At 40.5% G+C, this 16,554-nt stretch carries 15 protein-coding genes and 1 tRNA gene; 10 read left to right on the forward strand and 6 right to left on the reverse strand.

Annotated elements, in window-relative coordinates:
* Positions 1-31: 31 nt before the first annotated feature.
* Positions 32-265, reverse strand: a complete 234-nt coding sequence (locus EC846_RS05915) for a hypothetical protein (RefSeq protein WP_004771797.1) — start codon at positions 263-265, stop codon at positions 32-34.
* Between the two features lie 189 nt (positions 266-454).
* Positions 455-531 (reverse strand) — tRNA-Met (locus EC846_RS05920).
* 320 nt (positions 532-851) lie between these two features.
* On the opposite strand from EC846_RS05920, the gene ruvC reads away from it, so the two are divergent.
* Positions 852-1,397 carry a crossover junction endodeoxyribonuclease RuvC gene (ruvC, locus tag EC846_RS05925; RefSeq protein ID WP_004771796.1) on the forward strand — a complete coding sequence of 182 codons (546 nt, stop codon included), beginning with the start codon at positions 852-854 and terminating at the stop codon, positions 1,395-1,397.
* On the opposite strand, the gene EC846_RS05930 is transcribed toward ruvC, so the two are convergent.
* On the reverse strand, positions 1,394-2,887 hold the full coding sequence (locus tag EC846_RS05930) for an NAD(P)H-hydrate dehydratase (protein WP_123774523.1): 1,494 nt from the start codon (positions 2,885-2,887) through the stop codon (positions 1,394-1,396). The genes ruvC and EC846_RS05930 overlap by 4 nt on opposite strands.
* 23 nt (positions 2,888-2,910) lie before the next feature.
* Between EC846_RS05930 and queG the strand changes: the two genes are divergently transcribed.
* Together queG and bioB are read left to right on the forward strand one after the other, a co-directional pair.
* Positions 2,911-4,035, forward strand: coding sequence for a tRNA epoxyqueuosine(34) reductase QueG (gene queG / locus EC846_RS05935; RefSeq protein WP_123774576.1), 1,125 nt, complete (start codon positions 2,911-2,913; stop codon positions 4,033-4,035).
* Between the two features lie 79 nt (positions 4,036-4,114).
* Positions 4,115-5,104 carry a biotin synthase BioB gene (gene bioB / locus EC846_RS05940; RefSeq protein ID WP_004771790.1) on the forward strand — a complete coding sequence of 330 codons (990 nt, stop codon included), beginning with the start codon at positions 4,115-4,117 and terminating at the stop codon, positions 5,102-5,104.
* 46 nt (positions 5,105-5,150) lie between these two features.
* Here the strand turns inward: bioB and EC846_RS05945 are convergent, their stop codons facing one another.
* Both EC846_RS05945 and EC846_RS05950 read right to left on the reverse strand, forming a co-directional pair.
* Positions 5,151-5,363: a hypothetical protein gene (locus tag EC846_RS05945; protein ID WP_047432771.1), complete on the reverse strand. Its 213-nt coding sequence runs from the start codon at positions 5,361-5,363 to the stop codon at positions 5,151-5,153.
* Positions 5,364-5,498: 135 nt separating this feature from the next.
* Positions 5,499-5,846, reverse strand: a complete 348-nt coding sequence (locus tag EC846_RS05950; RefSeq protein ID WP_047432768.1) for a hypothetical protein — start codon at positions 5,844-5,846, stop codon at positions 5,499-5,501.
* Between the two features lie 485 nt (positions 5,847-6,331).
* Here EC846_RS05950 and EC846_RS05955 point away from each other — a divergent pair, with 485 nt between their 5' ends.
* The 7 genes from EC846_RS05955 to EC846_RS05985 all read left to right on the forward strand — a co-directional run bounded on the left by EC846_RS05955 (position 6,332) and on the right by EC846_RS05985 (position 15,307).
* Complete coding sequence (locus EC846_RS05955) at positions 6,332-6,865, forward strand: fimbrial protein (RefSeq protein ID WP_047432766.1); 534 nt, start codon at positions 6,332-6,334, stop codon at positions 6,863-6,865.
* Positions 6,866-6,946: 81 nt separating this feature from the next.
* Positions 6,947-7,681: a molecular chaperone gene (locus tag EC846_RS05960; protein WP_123774524.1), complete on the forward strand. Its 735-nt coding sequence runs from the start codon at positions 6,947-6,949 to the stop codon at positions 7,679-7,681.
* 55 nt (positions 7,682-7,736) lie between these two features.
* Complete coding sequence (locus tag EC846_RS05965; protein WP_123774525.1) at positions 7,737-10,307, forward strand: fimbria/pilus outer membrane usher protein; 2,571 nt, start codon at positions 7,737-7,739, stop codon at positions 10,305-10,307.
* Positions 10,304-11,353: a fimbrial protein gene (locus tag EC846_RS05970; protein WP_005257113.1), complete on the forward strand. Its 1,050-nt coding sequence runs from the start codon at positions 10,304-10,306 to the stop codon at positions 11,351-11,353. Before EC846_RS05965 ends, EC846_RS05970 begins: the two co-directional genes overlap by 4 nt.
* 268 nt (positions 11,354-11,621) lie before the next feature.
* On the forward strand, positions 11,622-11,915 hold the full coding sequence (locus EC846_RS05975) for a type 1 fimbrial protein (RefSeq protein WP_123774526.1): 294 nt from the start codon (positions 11,622-11,624) through the stop codon (positions 11,913-11,915).
* Between the two features lie 589 nt (positions 11,916-12,504).
* Complete coding sequence (locus tag EC846_RS05980) at positions 12,505-13,833, forward strand: MFS transporter (protein ID WP_123774527.1); 1,329 nt, start codon at positions 12,505-12,507, stop codon at positions 13,831-13,833.
* Between the two features lie 4 nt (positions 13,834-13,837).
* Entirely contained in the window at positions 13,838-15,307 is a 1,470-nt protein-coding gene (locus EC846_RS05985; protein ID WP_123774528.1) for an aldehyde dehydrogenase family protein, read from the forward strand.
* A 93-nt stretch (positions 15,308-15,400) separates the two neighbouring features.
* Here the strand turns inward: EC846_RS05985 and EC846_RS05990 are convergent, their stop codons facing one another.
* Positions 15,401-16,531 (reverse strand): alpha-hydroxy-acid oxidizing protein, encoded by a 1,131-nt coding sequence (locus EC846_RS05990; protein WP_123774529.1) that lies wholly within the window; start codon positions 16,529-16,531, stop codon positions 15,401-15,403.
* Positions 16,532-16,554 lie beyond the last annotated feature (23 nt).

Below are 16,554 nucleotides of genomic sequence, written 5' to 3' on the forward strand. Positions count from 1 at the left end.
AACAAATAGATACTTCAAGTGCGTAAACTATCTATATTAATCGATAAAGCTGATTAACATCGGTATAGAAACTTTTACCATCTAGATTAAAGTCAATTTCCTGACCTGATTCTAGCTGGATCTTCTTTCCAACTTCTACCCATTTAAAACCATTCAACGTATTCTGTTGACGTTTCATCGGGATAATTTGCACACAAATTTCATTGCCATTACTGGCTTTGGCTACACGCCATTCATTAATAATTTTCAACACAAAATCACTCATTCCTGAGCTCAAGTGATCGATTTGGATTTACTATAACGCTAGATATATGGAGAGAGGTAAACTACAATTCTAGAATCTAATAATTTTTAGCTTTCTTTAGGGTTATTTCAGCTAACTTAATTGCTGTCTAATCTTTCAGATAACAACAACTCAATAATCACAGAGCTAATATTCGATTAACTTTAAAAGTGGTAGCGGGAGCTGGATTTGAACCAACGACCTTCGGGTTATGAGCCCGACGAGCTACCAGACTGCTCCATCCCGCAACAACATATTGATCAACATCTTCGATCAATGAGATGCTTTATACGCCCATCTCCCCCACAATGCAAATTTTTTTTATAAAAATCACGTAATTTACGGCCTAATGCTCAAATTAAACACAAATCGTTCAAAATACCCCCGCAATTTACTTAAATAATAGATCTATAAAAATGAGCCAAAATTTAAAAATATTGGACAGGTAAAAGTGAGTTTGCTTAATAAATCTGCTATTTTCTTATAATTCAAAATCCTACAAAAATATTATGCATCGAAAAGCCCGCTATGTAACAATATCAACAATCTTTCATTTTTATAGTTCGACATGTCATTAATTATTGGTATTGATCCTGGTTCACGCTTAACAGGTTATGGAATTATCGAAAAAGATGGCAATAAACTACGTTTTGTCGATGCAGGAACCATTCGTACCGAAACTCAGGAAATGCCAGAGCGTTTAAAACGTATCTTTGCAGGGGTTGAACGGATTGTTAAATTTCATGGCCCGACTGAAGCGGCTGTAGAACAAGTCTTTATGGCACAAAACCCCGATTCGGCATTGAAACTCGGTCAGGCACGTGGCGCTGCAATTGCCGCTCTGGTTAATCTGGATTTACAAGTGGCTGAATATACCGCACGACAAATTAAACAGTCTGTGGTCGGTTACGGTGCAGCAGATAAAGAACAAGTCCAAATGATGGTGATGCGCTTGTTGAATCTGAGTATCAAACCACAATCAGATGCAGCCGATGCCCTTGCCGCAGCCATTTGCCATGCGCATGCTTCTGGGAGTATGAGCAAAATGGCTGTGCTCAATGCATTAGGTGGCATGGCACGAGGCCGTAGCCGTGCCAGTACCAGACGCCGTTAATCGTTCTGATTCACCACCTGATAAATCATTTTCCCCATGTCATGCGCCTGTAAACCTCGCATACCATTTTCAGCCAGCAAATCGCCAGCCTGCGCATGTAAAGTCACAATCTCGTGCAAAGCAATTTGCTGATGAAACTGCGCTTTTAAACTGGCAATCATGCCTGCCAGTACATCCCCCATTCCACCTGTGCCCATGCCAGCATTGCCTTGGGTACAGATAAATAATTCTTTCTCTAAAATGAGACTGCCTGCGCCTTTAAGCACCCATTGTCCGGCGTACTTTTGTTGCAGTTGCTGAATTGCTGCAATTCGGTCTTGTTCAATTTCTTTTGCACTACAACCGAGTAAAGTCGCCGCCTCACCTGAATGCGGTGTTGCATATACATGATTATTTAATTGTTGCGGATTTTTTGCCAAAAACCAGAGTCCATCTGCATCCAGCGCCACGTCTAAATGAGCGTTTTGATTTAGTAGTTTAAACCATTGCTGATAAATATGTTCAGCCCATTGATCCCGCCCTAAGCCCATACCAAAACATACGGCATCCACCTGTTTAAGTAACTGCTCAATCTCTTCTTGATCCAAGCTATTTATGTCGCGCACCATAATATTGGGCGAACGCGCCAAAATAGCCTGATGGTGTTTTGCATGACAAACAATGCTAACTTTGCCCGCCCCAGCATGAAAAGCCGCCTCAGCAGACATGATGACGGCGCCACCCATATCCGCATGCCCACCAACAACCAGCACATGTCCATAGCTGCCTTTATGTCCAAAAGCTTGTCGCTTTGGCAAGATAACTTTCTCTGGAGATAAATAAGCGAGGGGTTTTAAATCGTTATCTGTAGGAATCAAGTTAAGAAGATGTAGTTTTCCAACATATTGCTTGGCTTGACCTGTGAATAGCCCAGCCTTATAACCCAAAATTGTAAAAGTCTGATCCGCTTGTACAGCAACGGGTAAAGCCTGCCCTGTATTGGCCTGTAAACCGCTAGGAACATCGATAGAGATTTTTAAACCCATTTGTGCATTGAAGAGCTGAATGATATCTTGCCAATGTTGGTCGAGTTCCCGATTCAAGCCAATTCCAAATAAGGCATCAATATGACAGTCAAAGGTCGGGATTTCTTGATGGACAGCTTTTTCAGACAAGACATAATCTAGGCTTTGAATATCAACTTGCTGCTTTTGTGCATAAGCTGCTGCTTGTTTTAGATCTCCAGATTGACCAAGTTCAGCCGCAAAGATCGTCACTTTTATTCCCTGCTGCTTCAAATAGGCAGCAACATAGTAACCGTCTCCTGCGTTATTGCCTTGCCCGCACCAAACTGCAATCTTTTGAATTTTCTTTGACTTAAATTGCACAATTAACTGCTGGGAGATTGCCCAAGCTGCTTGCTGCATAAGCCCTAATGACGAATTTTGCTGAGCAAACCAACGCTGTTCCCATGCTTGGATACTCTGGCTATGGTAAACTACACCTTGCATGTTCTCTCCCTCATTCTTGGTTTATGGCTTCAACCTCTTCATCTCCGACACAATCTCAAAAGATTGAACTACAGCAGCTCGATCCACAAGCACTTAAGGCTTGGATTAAACAACAAGCTCTGGATCTGGGTTTTTCTGATTGTGTCATTGCCAAACCAGATGCTCAAGATCAAATGCCTCGTTTTAAAGAATATTTAGAACGTGGTTACCATGCAGACATGCACTATTTAGAGGAAAATCTGGAAAAGCGTGCGGATCCAACCTTGCTCGTGCCGGGCACAAAAAGTATTATTTGTGTGCGTATGAACTATCTTGTGGCATCACCAAAGCCCCGTTATATCCCTTTTGAACCAAATTCAGCCATTATTGCGCGTTATGCTCGAGGACGTGATTATCATAAAGTCATGCGTGGGCGACTAAAAACTTTAGCCACGCGGATCAGGGAAAAAGTCGGTGATTTTGAATCACGTCCGTTTGCTGACTCTGCGCCTATTTTTGAAAAATCGCTTGCTGAAAGTGCAGGAATGGGATGGACGGGCAAACATACCTTATTGATTCATAAAAAGTCAGGATCTTTCTTTGTTTTAGGTGAACTATTTACGTCACTGGAACTGCCTTTTGATGAACCAGCAACTGCACATTGTGGCTCATGTACTGCCTGTATCGACATTTGTCCGACCCAAGCGATTGTAGAACCCTACATGCTCGATGCCAGAAAATGTATCGCTTATCTCACCATTGAATATAAAGGAATTATTCCGGAAGAATTACGTGCAGGAATTGGCAACCGTGTTTTCGGTTGTGATGACTGCCAACTGATTTGCCCATGGAATAGCTTTGCCAAAACTGCATCTATTCCAGATTTTGATCCGAGACATGGTCTGGATAATATTAGCCTGCTTGATATCTGGCGCTGGGATGAAGCCACTTTTCTTGCCAATACTGAGGGCAGCCCGATCCGCCGTACTGGATATCAATCCTTCAAACGTAATATTGCAATCGGTCTGGGAAATGCTCCATACTCAGCTGAAATTGTCACGCACTTGCAAGATGCAAAAATGTGGCACGACGAGATTGTCAATGTACATATTGACTGGGCAATTCAGCAGCAATTGCAACAGGTCGATGTACCTCAAATAGAAAAATGATGTTTTTTGCCCTTTGGCTTTGGCACGATTTCTGTATGATTAGTCTCAATGTTTGTCATCAATCATCATGGATATAACAATGACCTTACGTAATGACTGGACTCGTGATGAAATCCAAGCTCTATATGATCAACCTTTTTTAGACTTAGTATTTAAAGCGCAAAGCGTACACCGTCAACATTTCCAAGCCAATTCGATTCAGGTCAGTACCCTTCTTTCAATTAAAACGGGTAAATGTCCTGAAGATTGTAAATATTGTTCGCAATCAGCGCATTACGATTCAAAATTAGAAGCTGAAAAACGTATCGCTGTTGATAAAGTCATTCGTGAAGCACAGTCTGCAAAAGAGTCTGGCTCTTCTCGTTTCTGCATGGGTGCTGCTTGGCGTAATCCGCATGAACGTGACATGCCTTATGTGCTTGAAATGGTGCGTGAAGTGAAAGCGTTAGGTCTTGAAACCTGTATGACTTTAGGTATGTTGAATCAGTCGCAAGCCGAGCGTTTAAAAGATGCGGGCCTCGATTATTACAACCACAACCTGGATACTTCTCGCGAATACTATTCTCATATTATTAGCACCCGTACTTTTGATGATCGTCTGGATACTTTAGATCACGTTCGTCAAGCAGGGATGAAAGTATGTAGTGGCGGTATCGTCGGTCTGGGTGAAAGCCGTAATGACCGTATTGGCCTATTACATGAACTTGCAACCATGCCTGTACATCCTGAATCAGTGCCAATCAACATGCTGGTTCCTATTGAAGGTACACCACTTGCTGATGTCGAAAAGCTGGATGTAACCGAATGGATTCGTACCATTGCGGTTGCACGTATCATCATGCCACATAGTTATATCCGCCTTTCGGCAGGTCGTGAGTCACTCAGTGATTCTGATCAGGCGCTTGCATTTATGGCTGGTGCAAACTCGCTATTCTCTGGTGACAAATTATTAACCACACCAAATGCTGGCGAAGGCAAAGATCAGATCTTATTTGCTAAATTAGGTTTAACCGCAGAAAAACCAAAACCGACTGTTGCAGAACTTTCGGTCGATGCCATGAGTGCATAAATGAAAAAGCCTTGTCAGATGACAAGGCTTTTTTTTAGATGAAAAATTAGATTGATGTCACCAGAATGCCATACTTGGCAGTTAGATACATCCCGACTCGAATAATATCCACGCCTGCTGCATGTGAAACTGAAAGTTCCTGTGTATGCACATCAAAATGCAATGAATCGAAAACGTCTTGATGATGCATTAACCATGTCATTGTATCTGCCATATTTTCATCAGCAGTATACGTTTCTGATTTAAAATCCTTACCCATTAAGCCAATCTAATCATTGAATACATGACACTATCATAGCGAATAGACAGCTTTAAATCAGCTAAGTCAAAGACATTTAGCGATATGAATTCTCGCTAAATGTCTCAATAAGCCTTGGTCGTTTTAAGATTCAGTTTAAGCAGCCTTTGGATTCACAATCGTCTGACCTGATTTCAGGCTTGCAACTGCTTTAGGATTAAATTCCAGTGTCAGTACGTGATTGTCTAAATGGACGTGATACGAACGAATCAATGACTGCTGCCCTTCATCTGTTTCAAGCACATATTCATCAGCAATATTTAAAATACCTTCCAGATTTGTCGTACTTGAAGCGCGGTCATGGCTAAACAAATCATAGATTGTTTGTAGATTAAAGCTGGTTTGCTCTTCCAATGGGTGACTCTTCAAATGGCTTTCTAGGAATAAAACAAACTTATGTGCAAAGAAATAGTAGTTAGGTTTGTGGGTATAAAGCATGTTCATTGAAAGCTCCTTTCGGTGTTTTTTTCATCTAATCATGACTAAAAAACTAAGGTTTCAATCTTAAAAAATTCTTAAAAAAAGTTTGATGTTTTTGTTAACAGCAAGAAAGTCTGTTATCATAATTAAGCACCTATTAATTTATTTTTTACCATTTGTTAAAAAATACACACTTTCTCTCATACCTATTATTCAAAAAAGTTAAACAGTTTGGTCATTTTTATTAATGAAAAAAACAATAAATCATAAGCCAAATTAAATAAACCAACTAAAAAAGTTGGTCTAAACACTATATAAATCAATAAAACACAATACATATCAATAATTTATTTTAAATCGGGAATTTCGCTTAAAATAAAACCAAAAGTGTGACGTAAGTTGCAGTTTTTAATAAAAATGATATATTCGTCGCATTACTTTTCTGGGAAGAATCCATCGGGAAAAGTAATGTACTTCCATTTTTAAGCTGATGTATTCGAGAAATTATTATGAAAAAACTTGCTTTAATCGCTGCACTTTCGGTTGTCGGTATTGCTCAAGCTCAAGCTGCAGACGGTACAATTACAATCAATGGGTTAGTTACAGATAAAACTTGTGACATTATCACTCCTGCTGGCAAAGACTTTACAGTTGCTCTTCCTACTGTTTCAAAACAAACGCTTGCAAACTCTGGTGATGTTGCTGGCCGTACACCATTCCAAATCAACTTGGCAAACTGTTCAGAAGGTAAAGTTGCAACTTACTTCGAACCAGGTGCAACTGTTGACTTCAATACAGGTCGCTTATTAAACCAGGCTGCTTCTGGCGCTAAAAATGTTGACGTTCAACTTTTAGGTAGCAACAACCAAGTAATTCCAGTACTTGCTGCTGGTAGCAATGGCGCTCAAGCAAACTCACAGTGGGTTGACGTTGTTGAAGGCGGTGCTGCTGACCTTAACTACTATGCAGAATACTATGCAACTGGCGCTTCTACTGCTGGTGAAGTAACAACTTCAGTTCAATATACTATTATTTATCAATAATCTATTGATACTTGGGTTTCTGTGTTCGCACAGAAACCTTTTTACCGCACTTTTCCTATGAACCTTATTGAGAAGACTCAAATGTCATTGAACAGTCGTAATTTTTTGCTTGGTTTAGCGCTTTCTTCTGCAATCGTAACACCACTTTCTCATGCAGAGATCGTGCTACACGGTACACGTGTAATCTATCCTTCAGATGCGCGTGAAGTAACATTACAGCTCAGTAACAATGGCAACAAACCAGCGCTCGTTCAGGCCTGGATTGATGAAGGCGATCCTAAAAGTACACCAGATCAATCAAAAGTACCTTTTATGATTACACCGCCTATTTCTCGAGTAGAAGCAGCCAAAAGTCAGTCATTGCGTATTACAGCACTGCCGAATGCAAAGCAGCTGAGTCAAAAACAGGAAACTGTGCTCTGGTTAAATGTGCTGGACATTCCACCAAGACCGACTGCTAAAGGTGAGGAAACCATTCCAGATAACTTTTTACAGCTTGCAATTCGTTCGCGTATTAAATTTTTCTATCGCCCTGCCAGTATTAAATCTGATGCGAATACCGCTGCAGAAAAACTGCAATGGCGTAAATCTGGACAAAAGTTGGTCATTAAAAATCCAACGCCATTCCACATTACAATGACAGCAATCTATCAATTTGACGGCAACAAGCGCGTTGATCTTTTACCTCAGGGCCTCATGCTCAGTCCTTTCTCTGAAGATCAAGTGCAACTAAAAACAACAAATACCGCAAAAATGAGCTTTGTAAATGTTAATGACTATGGTGGCCGCGTCGAGCAGCCTATCAACTTACAGTAACCCTTAAATATAAGCTCAATATTTAAAGCACCTATGTGAAATAGGCGAACCTCTTATGTTAAAAAAGCACACATCATATCGCTTATTGAAGCGACATATTTGCTATACGCTTGCGTCAGGGATAGTGACCATGACGGTTCCCATGTTAGTTCATGCGGAAGATTCAGTAAAAGCGCCTGCTGTGGAAGCAGAGTTTGACTCAAGCTTCCTGATTGGTGATGCACAAAAAATTGATATATCCCGCTTTAAATATGGCAATCCTGTTTTACCTGGGGAATATAACATTGATGTTTATATTAACGGTCAATGGTTTGGCAAACGCCGTATTGTGTTTCGTGCTACAGAACAAAATCAGAATGCATTTACCTGTTTTACCGCAAACTCATTACTTGAATATGGCGTAAAACAGGACGTTCTTGCGAGTCGTATTTCCGCTGCTAGTCCAAATGCCTGTCATAAAATCGAAGAATGGATTGAAGACGCCTACTACGATTTTGATACCTCCCGTTTGCGAATTGATATTTCCATTCCTCAAGTTGCATTACAGAAAAATGCACAAGGATACGTTGATCCAAGTATTTGGGATCGTGGTGTGAATGCAGGCTTTTTATCTTATAGCGGTAGTGCCTACAAAATCTTTAACCGTTTAAATGACAATAATCAAGAAACCACCAATGCCTTCATGGCACTCACTGCGGGAATGAATATCGCGGGTTGGCAATTGCGTCACAATGGTCAGTGGCAATGGCAAGACGGCGTACAAAATCAGCTAGATTCAAAAAAACAAAAAAAATCCACTTATGACGCAACCAGTACTTACTTACAAAGAGCCTTCCCTGCATATCGTGGTGTATTAACGGCTGGTGATAGCTTTACCAATGGTGAACTATTTGATTCATTTGGCTATCGTGGACTGGATTTTTCCAGTGATGATCGCATGTTGCCAAACAGTATGTTGGGTTATGCGCCCCGTATCCGTGGTAATGCAAAAACCAATGCCAAAGTTGAAATTCGTCAGCAAGGCCAACTGATTTATCAAACGACAGTTGCACCAGGTAATTTTGAGATTAATGATCTTTATCCAACAGGATTTGGCGGTGAGCTTGAAGTCTCTGTCATTGAATCAAATGGTGAAGTACAGAAGTTTGGTGTTCCCTACGCTTCGGTCGTACAAATGTTACGTCCCGGGCTCAGCCGTTACTCGCTGACAGCCGGTCAGTTCCGCGACAAGGAAATTGATCTTGATCCGTGGGTCACACAAGGTAAATATCAGATTGGTATTAATAACTATATTACGGGTTATGCGGGTGCACAGTTAGCTGAAAAATATGCGGCTGTATTACTAGGTTCAGCCTTTGCGACTCCAATCGGTGCGGTATCGTTTGACGTTACCCATTCAGAAGCAGACTTTGAGAAACAAGGTTCACAAACAGGTCAGAGTTTCCGTCTAAGTTATAGCAAACTCATTTCACCGACCAATACCAACCTGACCTTGGCCGCTTACCGCTACTCGACCGAAAACTTTTATAAATTACGTGATGCCCTACTGGTACGTGATCTGGAAGATAAAGGAATCAACACCTATGCGGTTGGCAAACAACGTAGCGAATTCCAGATTACCTTAAACCAAGGTTTACCTGAGGGTTGGGGAAATATCTATGCAGTGGGTTCGTGGAATGATTACTGGAACCGTAACGAAACCAGTCGTCAATATCAGGTCGGCTATAGCAATAGCTATCATGGGTTAACTTACGGGCTTTCTGCAACCAATCGTCAAATTGAATATGGTAGTAACAATCAGACCCGTGATACTGAATATTTGATGACGCTTTCTTTCCCGATTAACTTTAGAAAGAACTCTGTTATCGTCAATGCCACCCAATCTCAAACCAACCGAACTGTTGGTATAAGTGGCATGGTCGGCGATCGTTTTAGCTATGGCTCATCGTTTTCTCATGAAGACCGAAACAACCCTAGCCTTAACGTAAATGCACGCTATCGAACTAACTTTGCAACTGTGGGCGGTTCTTATAGCATTGCAGATACCTATCAACAAACAATGCTCAGTGTCAGCGGTAATATCGTGGCACATGATCAAGGTGTACTGTTCGGCCCAGAACAAGGCCAAACTATGGTATTGGTTTATGCACCAGATGCCGCAGGCGCTAAAGTAAATAATACAGCGGGTCTGAGTATTAATCAGTCTGGTTATGCAGTTATTCCGTATGTGACACCTTATCGCCTAAATGACATTACTTTAGATCCGCAAGACATGTCGACCAATGTGGAGCTTGAGGAAACCAGTCAGCGTATTGCGCCTTATGCAGGTGCAATTGCCAAAGTAGATTTCTCTACTAAAAAAGGTTATGCCATTTATATCGACACCAAGACTGAAACAGGTGAAAACCTGCCATTTGCAGCACAAGTATTCAATGCTCAAGATGAAGCCATTGGAATCGTGGCACAAGGCAGCATGGTCTATTTACGTACTCAGGAACCGCAAGGTAATTTGTATGTAAAATGGGGCAATGAAGCCAATGAGCAATGCCACTTCAACTATGATGTCACTGCACAACTTTCTAACGATCAGCAAAGCATGATCATGACCGAGGCCGTATGTAAATGAAAAAATTACTTTTAAGCAGTGCTCTGTTTACAGCGGGTCTTGGTGTATATGGTGAGGCGAATGCGGCGTGTGCTCCAACTGCTGGTTTTACCACTAAAGCCATTAGTATGGCTGTAGGACGTGTTGTTGTTAGACCATCTGATAATGTTGGAAAAATCTTACGTAAAGCCACCTTCACTATCGACCCAAATAACTCAACAATTAACTGTACGAGAAACTCATCTGGTACTGTAAGAGCCGATTTAACCCAGCAATATCCTGTAAGTTCACTGGGTAATAATATCTATACAACGAATATTCCCGGTATTGGTATCCGTTTATATCGGGAAGCACAAAATAATGCCAACTTCTCAGGCTATTATCCATATGCAAGAACAATTACCGGTGGCCCTTACTGGAATGGTACAAATTACTCCCTCGATACAGGTTATTTTGTCGTAGAAATTGTTAAAACAGCGACACAAACAGGATCTGGAGCTTTAGTACCGGGTCAATATAGTAGTTATTATTTAACAAGTCACCCGGGCCGCCCTATTTTAACGAGTCACGTTTACGGCAATGCAATTACCATCGCATCTTCCTCTTGTGAGCTTCAAGGAGATATTAATAAGGTTGTTCAGCTACCAACCGTGACTAAAGCAAGTTTTACGGGTGTTGGATCTACTCAAGGTGAACAATCTTTTGATCTGAATATTTTATGTAATGGCGGAGAGAATCCAACGGGCTACGAAGAAAAGAATCTGATTAGTTTAAGTTTTGACTATCAACAAGATGGTAATAATAATCAGGTAATGACCAATATCGCTCCTAACTCCACTAAAGCTCAAGGTGTAGGCGTACAATTACTTTCTACTTATCAAAATGTAGATCCTTTATCTCAGAATAAGGTGATTAGTAAAGGTGAGAAATTAGCGATAGGTTCTGTCAGCTCCAATCAAACCGTACAATTCAATATACCGCTGACCGCCCGTTATTATCAAACTGCCACCAAAGTAACGGCTGGTACTGTTCGTGCGATGGCAACAGTAACAATTCAGTACGATTAAGCTTAAAAAAAATCGCTTTCCCACCTCCTCCCTAAATCTTTTATATAGGATTTAGGGATTTTTTCATTTTAAAAATAAATCACACTAAATAAATAATAAGTGATGCATGACACAAAATAAGAAATTTATATTAATTATCATTTTATATAATATTTTTTAAATAGATCACATTTTAAATAGAAATTTTATATATATTTTCTTTTACGATTGATTCTGCAATATTTTTTATGTTAATTAATGCTTAATACATTTATAAAAGGTATTAAATATGTATAAAAACATTTATAAATCTGCCCTAGTTTTATCATTAATGGCATTTGCCTCGGTTAGTTATGCCACAGGTACAATCCAGATTAGTGGTAAAATCGTAGAAGATACTTGCTTTCAGCAACACTACAATATTGACTGTCAGCCATTGAATAGCTTACGTAATAATGCTGAAGTACAAACCAGCTCTCTGAATGATTTAACTAATCAAATGCAAGAGAATGATCTGACAAGCATTAGTATTGAACAGTTACCTGAGCAGAATAGTGCTGTTGTGATTGCAAGTTACTATTAAAAATAAACTCATTTAAATACAAAATAAAGCGTGAAACCAATCACGCTTTATTTAATTAAATATAATAAAATCACAAAATAAAAAATCAAAAAACTAGCTTTAAAGAGTATTTATTCTAATTTATTCCAACTCAATATATTTACCTTGTATTTAAATATCTATCTACTTCAAAAAACATATTACTGACTCATATAATTTACAAAACAATCATTAAGCTTTGGATCTCACCCCAATATAAAAAATGCCGTAAATATGAGCTTACAACATCTAGAGACGAGAAAAGAAGAAATTTCATTGCAATGCAGTCGAATAGTACTCGCAAAAACCCAAAAAAATATCAATAACCATTTGAAACTAATCAACTAAAATATAGGACACTTCTAGCATAATCAAGCAGAAATGGGCAGGTTCTATAGATAGGATATATATTGAATAATATTATTTATCAATTTGATCAATACTACTAATAAATCTAAGCTTAACATTGAGCGCTATAAAACAAGAATTCATGGATGAGTTCGACATGTTATTAAAATTTAAAGGAAAATAACTGAAAAGGAAATTTTTCATTATCCAAAGGAAGGACTCAATGCAAAATGTCAATGCTGCAAGGTTGATTGATCAAGCTTCATTAAATAAGCACCATAAAATTCTGGTTTTTTGGTGTTCCATCATTATGCTTTTTGATGGCTATGATCTGGTGATTTACGGTTCGGTATTACCTCATTTGATGACTGAATGGCAGCTTAGCCCCCAGACGGCAGGATTGCTCGGCGCAGCATCATTAATGGGTATGATGGTCGGTGCGATTACCCTCGGTATGGCAGCTGATAAATTTGGCCGTAAGAACGTCATTATTGCCTGTACGATTCTGTCGAGCCTTGCTGTCACCATGAATGGCTTTACCCATGATGTCATCAGTTTTTTTATATGCCGATTTCTAACAGGTTTGGGTTTAGGGGGGGCAGTTCCTAATCTGGTCACGATCGTGAAGGAAATGTCGCCAAGTACTCATCGCAACCGCTTAATCAATTTTGTTCTCGCCTTTTATGGTGTTGGCGCAATCATTTCAGGTCTGGCAGGCTTGTTCTTAATCTCTACTTTTGGATGGAAAATAGCCTTTTGGATTGCGGGGAGCAGTATTGTCATCGTCCCTTTTATGATAAAAACTTTTCCTGAATCCATCAGCTACCTGATTCATAAAAATCGCCAGACTGAAGTCGTCCAAACATTAAAAAAGCTGAATCCTCATCACATCCATCAACCTCAAATGCACTATGTAGTTGAGATGACAAGCAATACCCAGAAGAACCCTGTTCTAGGCCTATTTACCGAAGGCAAAGCATTCAGGACGTTCCTGATCTGGTCTAGCTTTGCGATGGTGATGTTAATGGTTTATGGCCTGAATACATGGTTGCCAAAACTTATGAATGTTGGTGGCTATTCTTTAGGTTCTAGTATTACTTTTTTGGTCACACTCAATATCGGTGCAATTTTAGGGACATTAGTATTTGGCGTCATTGCCGATAAACTTGGTGCCAAGAAAACGCTTGTTTTAGGCTACATATTGGCTGCGCTATCGATTAGTTGCCTCGGCTTTCATCCACCCAAGCTCATTCTGACCCTGTTATTGATTATCGCTGGCGGTGCAACTGTGGGCTCAATGGCGGTGATACATGCACTCGCAGCAGATTTTTATCCTGCCAATATTCGTTCCACAGGCGTCAGTTTTGCCGCTGCCATCGGTCGTTTTGGCGCAATTGCTGGCCCATTATTTGGTGGCTTCTTGCTCGCCCTTAATCTTCCTTTTGAGCAAAACTTCTTGGTATTTGCTATTCCCGGCATCATCGGTGCAATTACGATCGCCCTCTTTACGCATCAGAAATTAAACCCAGTACAACAAATCGTTAAAGGATAATACGATGAATACTCAAGCCAATATTGTTGAACAGATTTGGAAAGAACATATTTTTCAGGGAAACTGGATTAAAACAAATAACTTATCGAGAGATATTATCAATCCAGCAACAGGCGAACTGATTTCAACTGTGCAACTTGCCTCACTAGATAACGTGAACAGTTCCGTCGAAATCGCTGTAGAAGCACAAAAATCGTGGAAAAATACCAGCTTTGAAAGCCGTGCCAAGATACTCAGAAAAGCAGCGCAATTTTTTGAAGAGAATATTCAAACCTTTATTGACTGGAATGTTCAGGAGTGTGGTTCAACATTGTTAAAAGCTGGCTGGGAAGCCAATGCCTGCATAGAACAGTTATATATGGCTTCCTCCATGCCGATGGCAGCGGCAGGAGAAATTTTCCCCTCCTCCATTCCAGGCAGAACAAACGTCTGGCAGCGCGTTCCTTTAGGGGTTGTAGGCGTCATCTCGCCGTGGAATTTCCCTTTATTGCTATCCATTCGTTCAATCGCACCTGCTTTGGCAATGGGTAATAGCGTGATTCTTAAGCCTTCAGAATTTAGTAATGTTACTGGTGGAGCCTTGCTGGCGTGGCTGTTCCAGATGTCAGGATTACCTGAGGGTAATTTTCAGGTGATCAGCGGCGAAAGTGAGATCGGTGAAGCATTGGTAAATCATCCGCTTGTTAATCTGATTTCTTTCACTGGCTCAACCGCTGTAGGCAAAAAAATTGCTGAATCTTGTGCCAAACAATTGAAAAAATGTGTGCTGGAATTAGGCGGTAATAACGCCATGATTATCTGCGAAGATGCAGATATTGATACTGCTGTAAACAATGCCGTTTGGGGTAGTTTTCTGCATCAAGGGCAAATTTGCATGCAAACAGGTCGCCATTTAGTACATCGCAGTATTGCAGATGAATATATTCAAAAATTAAAAGAAAAGGCGTCATCTCTCAAGGTTGGCGATCCGTCTTCACCAGAAACTCAATTGGGCCCGTTAATTAATGCCAATCAGCATCAGAAAGTCTGGCGTATGGTAGAAACTGCGGTTGAACAAGGCGCGACTCTGGAATGCGGTGGTCAAGGAAATCAATTATTCTTCCATCCAGCCGTTGTGACCAATATCAGTAAAGACAATCCACTTTTTACACAAGAAATCTTTGGTCCTGTCGCACCGATCCTGATTTTTGATGATATTGCAGAAGCGATTGATATCGTAAATTCATCTAAATATGGTCTAGCTGTTGCCATTCATACGGCGCGCACCGCTTGGGCCTATGACTTAGCCAAGGACATTAAAAGCGGCATGATTCATATCAATGACCAAACCGTCAATAATGAATATCATGTACCGTTTGGAGGAATGGGAGAGTCAGGATATGGTGGACGCTTCGGTGGGCCAGCAAATTTTGATGAATTCAGTCAGCGCCAATGGGTCAGTATTTTAGATAAAGGGATTCAATATCCACTTTAAGTATTCCTTTAAATGCAATAAAAAAACCTAACGCTTCAGTTAGGTTTTTTATTGCTCGCTGAGTACTTTATTAAAAGGCTTTAACCTCTAAATTTATGAGCTTCGGGTAATATAGCGTGTATTTAATTGTTTCACCGATGGGCATCCGATTTGTGCCAAAGTACGATCGACGTCCTGTTTTAACAATGCAATCACTTCATTAACCCCAACCTCTCCTTTTGCAGCCAGCCCATATAAAGTCGCACGGCCCAAACATACCATATTCGCTCCCAGACATAAGGCTTTGACAATATCGGAACCACGTCTAAAGCCACTATCAATAAAGATGGGTTGATGAATAGAACTGGAAATATCGTATAAGGCTTCCATCGGAGAAATACTACAATCGAGTTGGCGTCCACCATGATTGGAAAGAATGACCCCATCTGCACCACATTGAATGGCACTTTGAGCATCTTCCAGACGAACAATACCTTTGACCAATAAAGTATGTGGCCAAATATCACGAAGCTTTTTTAAACTTTCCAGATTGAAACGGGTATCCATCTGACGGCTCATCAACGCAGCTTGTATTTCCAGACTCTGCGCCTCCGAAGTCACAAAATTAGCCAATTGTGGCATTCCCTGTTGAAGAAACCGCAATGACCAAGCTGGATGCAACATACCATCCAGCACCAAACTTGGTGAAAATCGTAGCGGAAGCGCAAACTCATTGCGAATATCTCGTTCTCGATAGCCATTTACTCCAACATCCAGAGTAATGACCAAAGTGGTATATCCCGCTTTTAGTGCTCGATAAACCATTTGAACGGCTAATTCTTCGTGTACAACATAGAGCTGAAACCACTTTTCACCATCACATGCTTGAGCAACATCTTCAATCGACATATTTGAAGCTGTCGAAAGCATGAAGGGAATATTTGCTTGGGCTGCACTTTTTGCCAGTAAAGCATCTGCTTTAGGCCAAAAGGAGCTATTTAAACCTGTGGGTGCAATTGCAAAAGGCGCATCCCATTTCTTATTAAAGAGCTCACAAGAAATGTCACGGTGACTGATATCAACGAAACGCTGTGGCTTAAAACGCCATTGATCGAAAACGGATCGGTTGTGCTGCAAACCTTTTTCATCCTCAGCACCACCCTCTAAATAATCGAAAATAATCCGTGGTAGTTGAGCTTTCGCTTGACGTCGATAGTCTTCAACATTGATGAATTGACGCGACACAACAGTTTCCCTTCTATTGGTTT

It is taken from the genome of Acinetobacter sp. BIGb0102, assembly GCF_003815055.1.
GTDB lineage: Bacteria > Pseudomonadota > Gammaproteobacteria > Pseudomonadales > Moraxellaceae > Acinetobacter > Acinetobacter vivianii.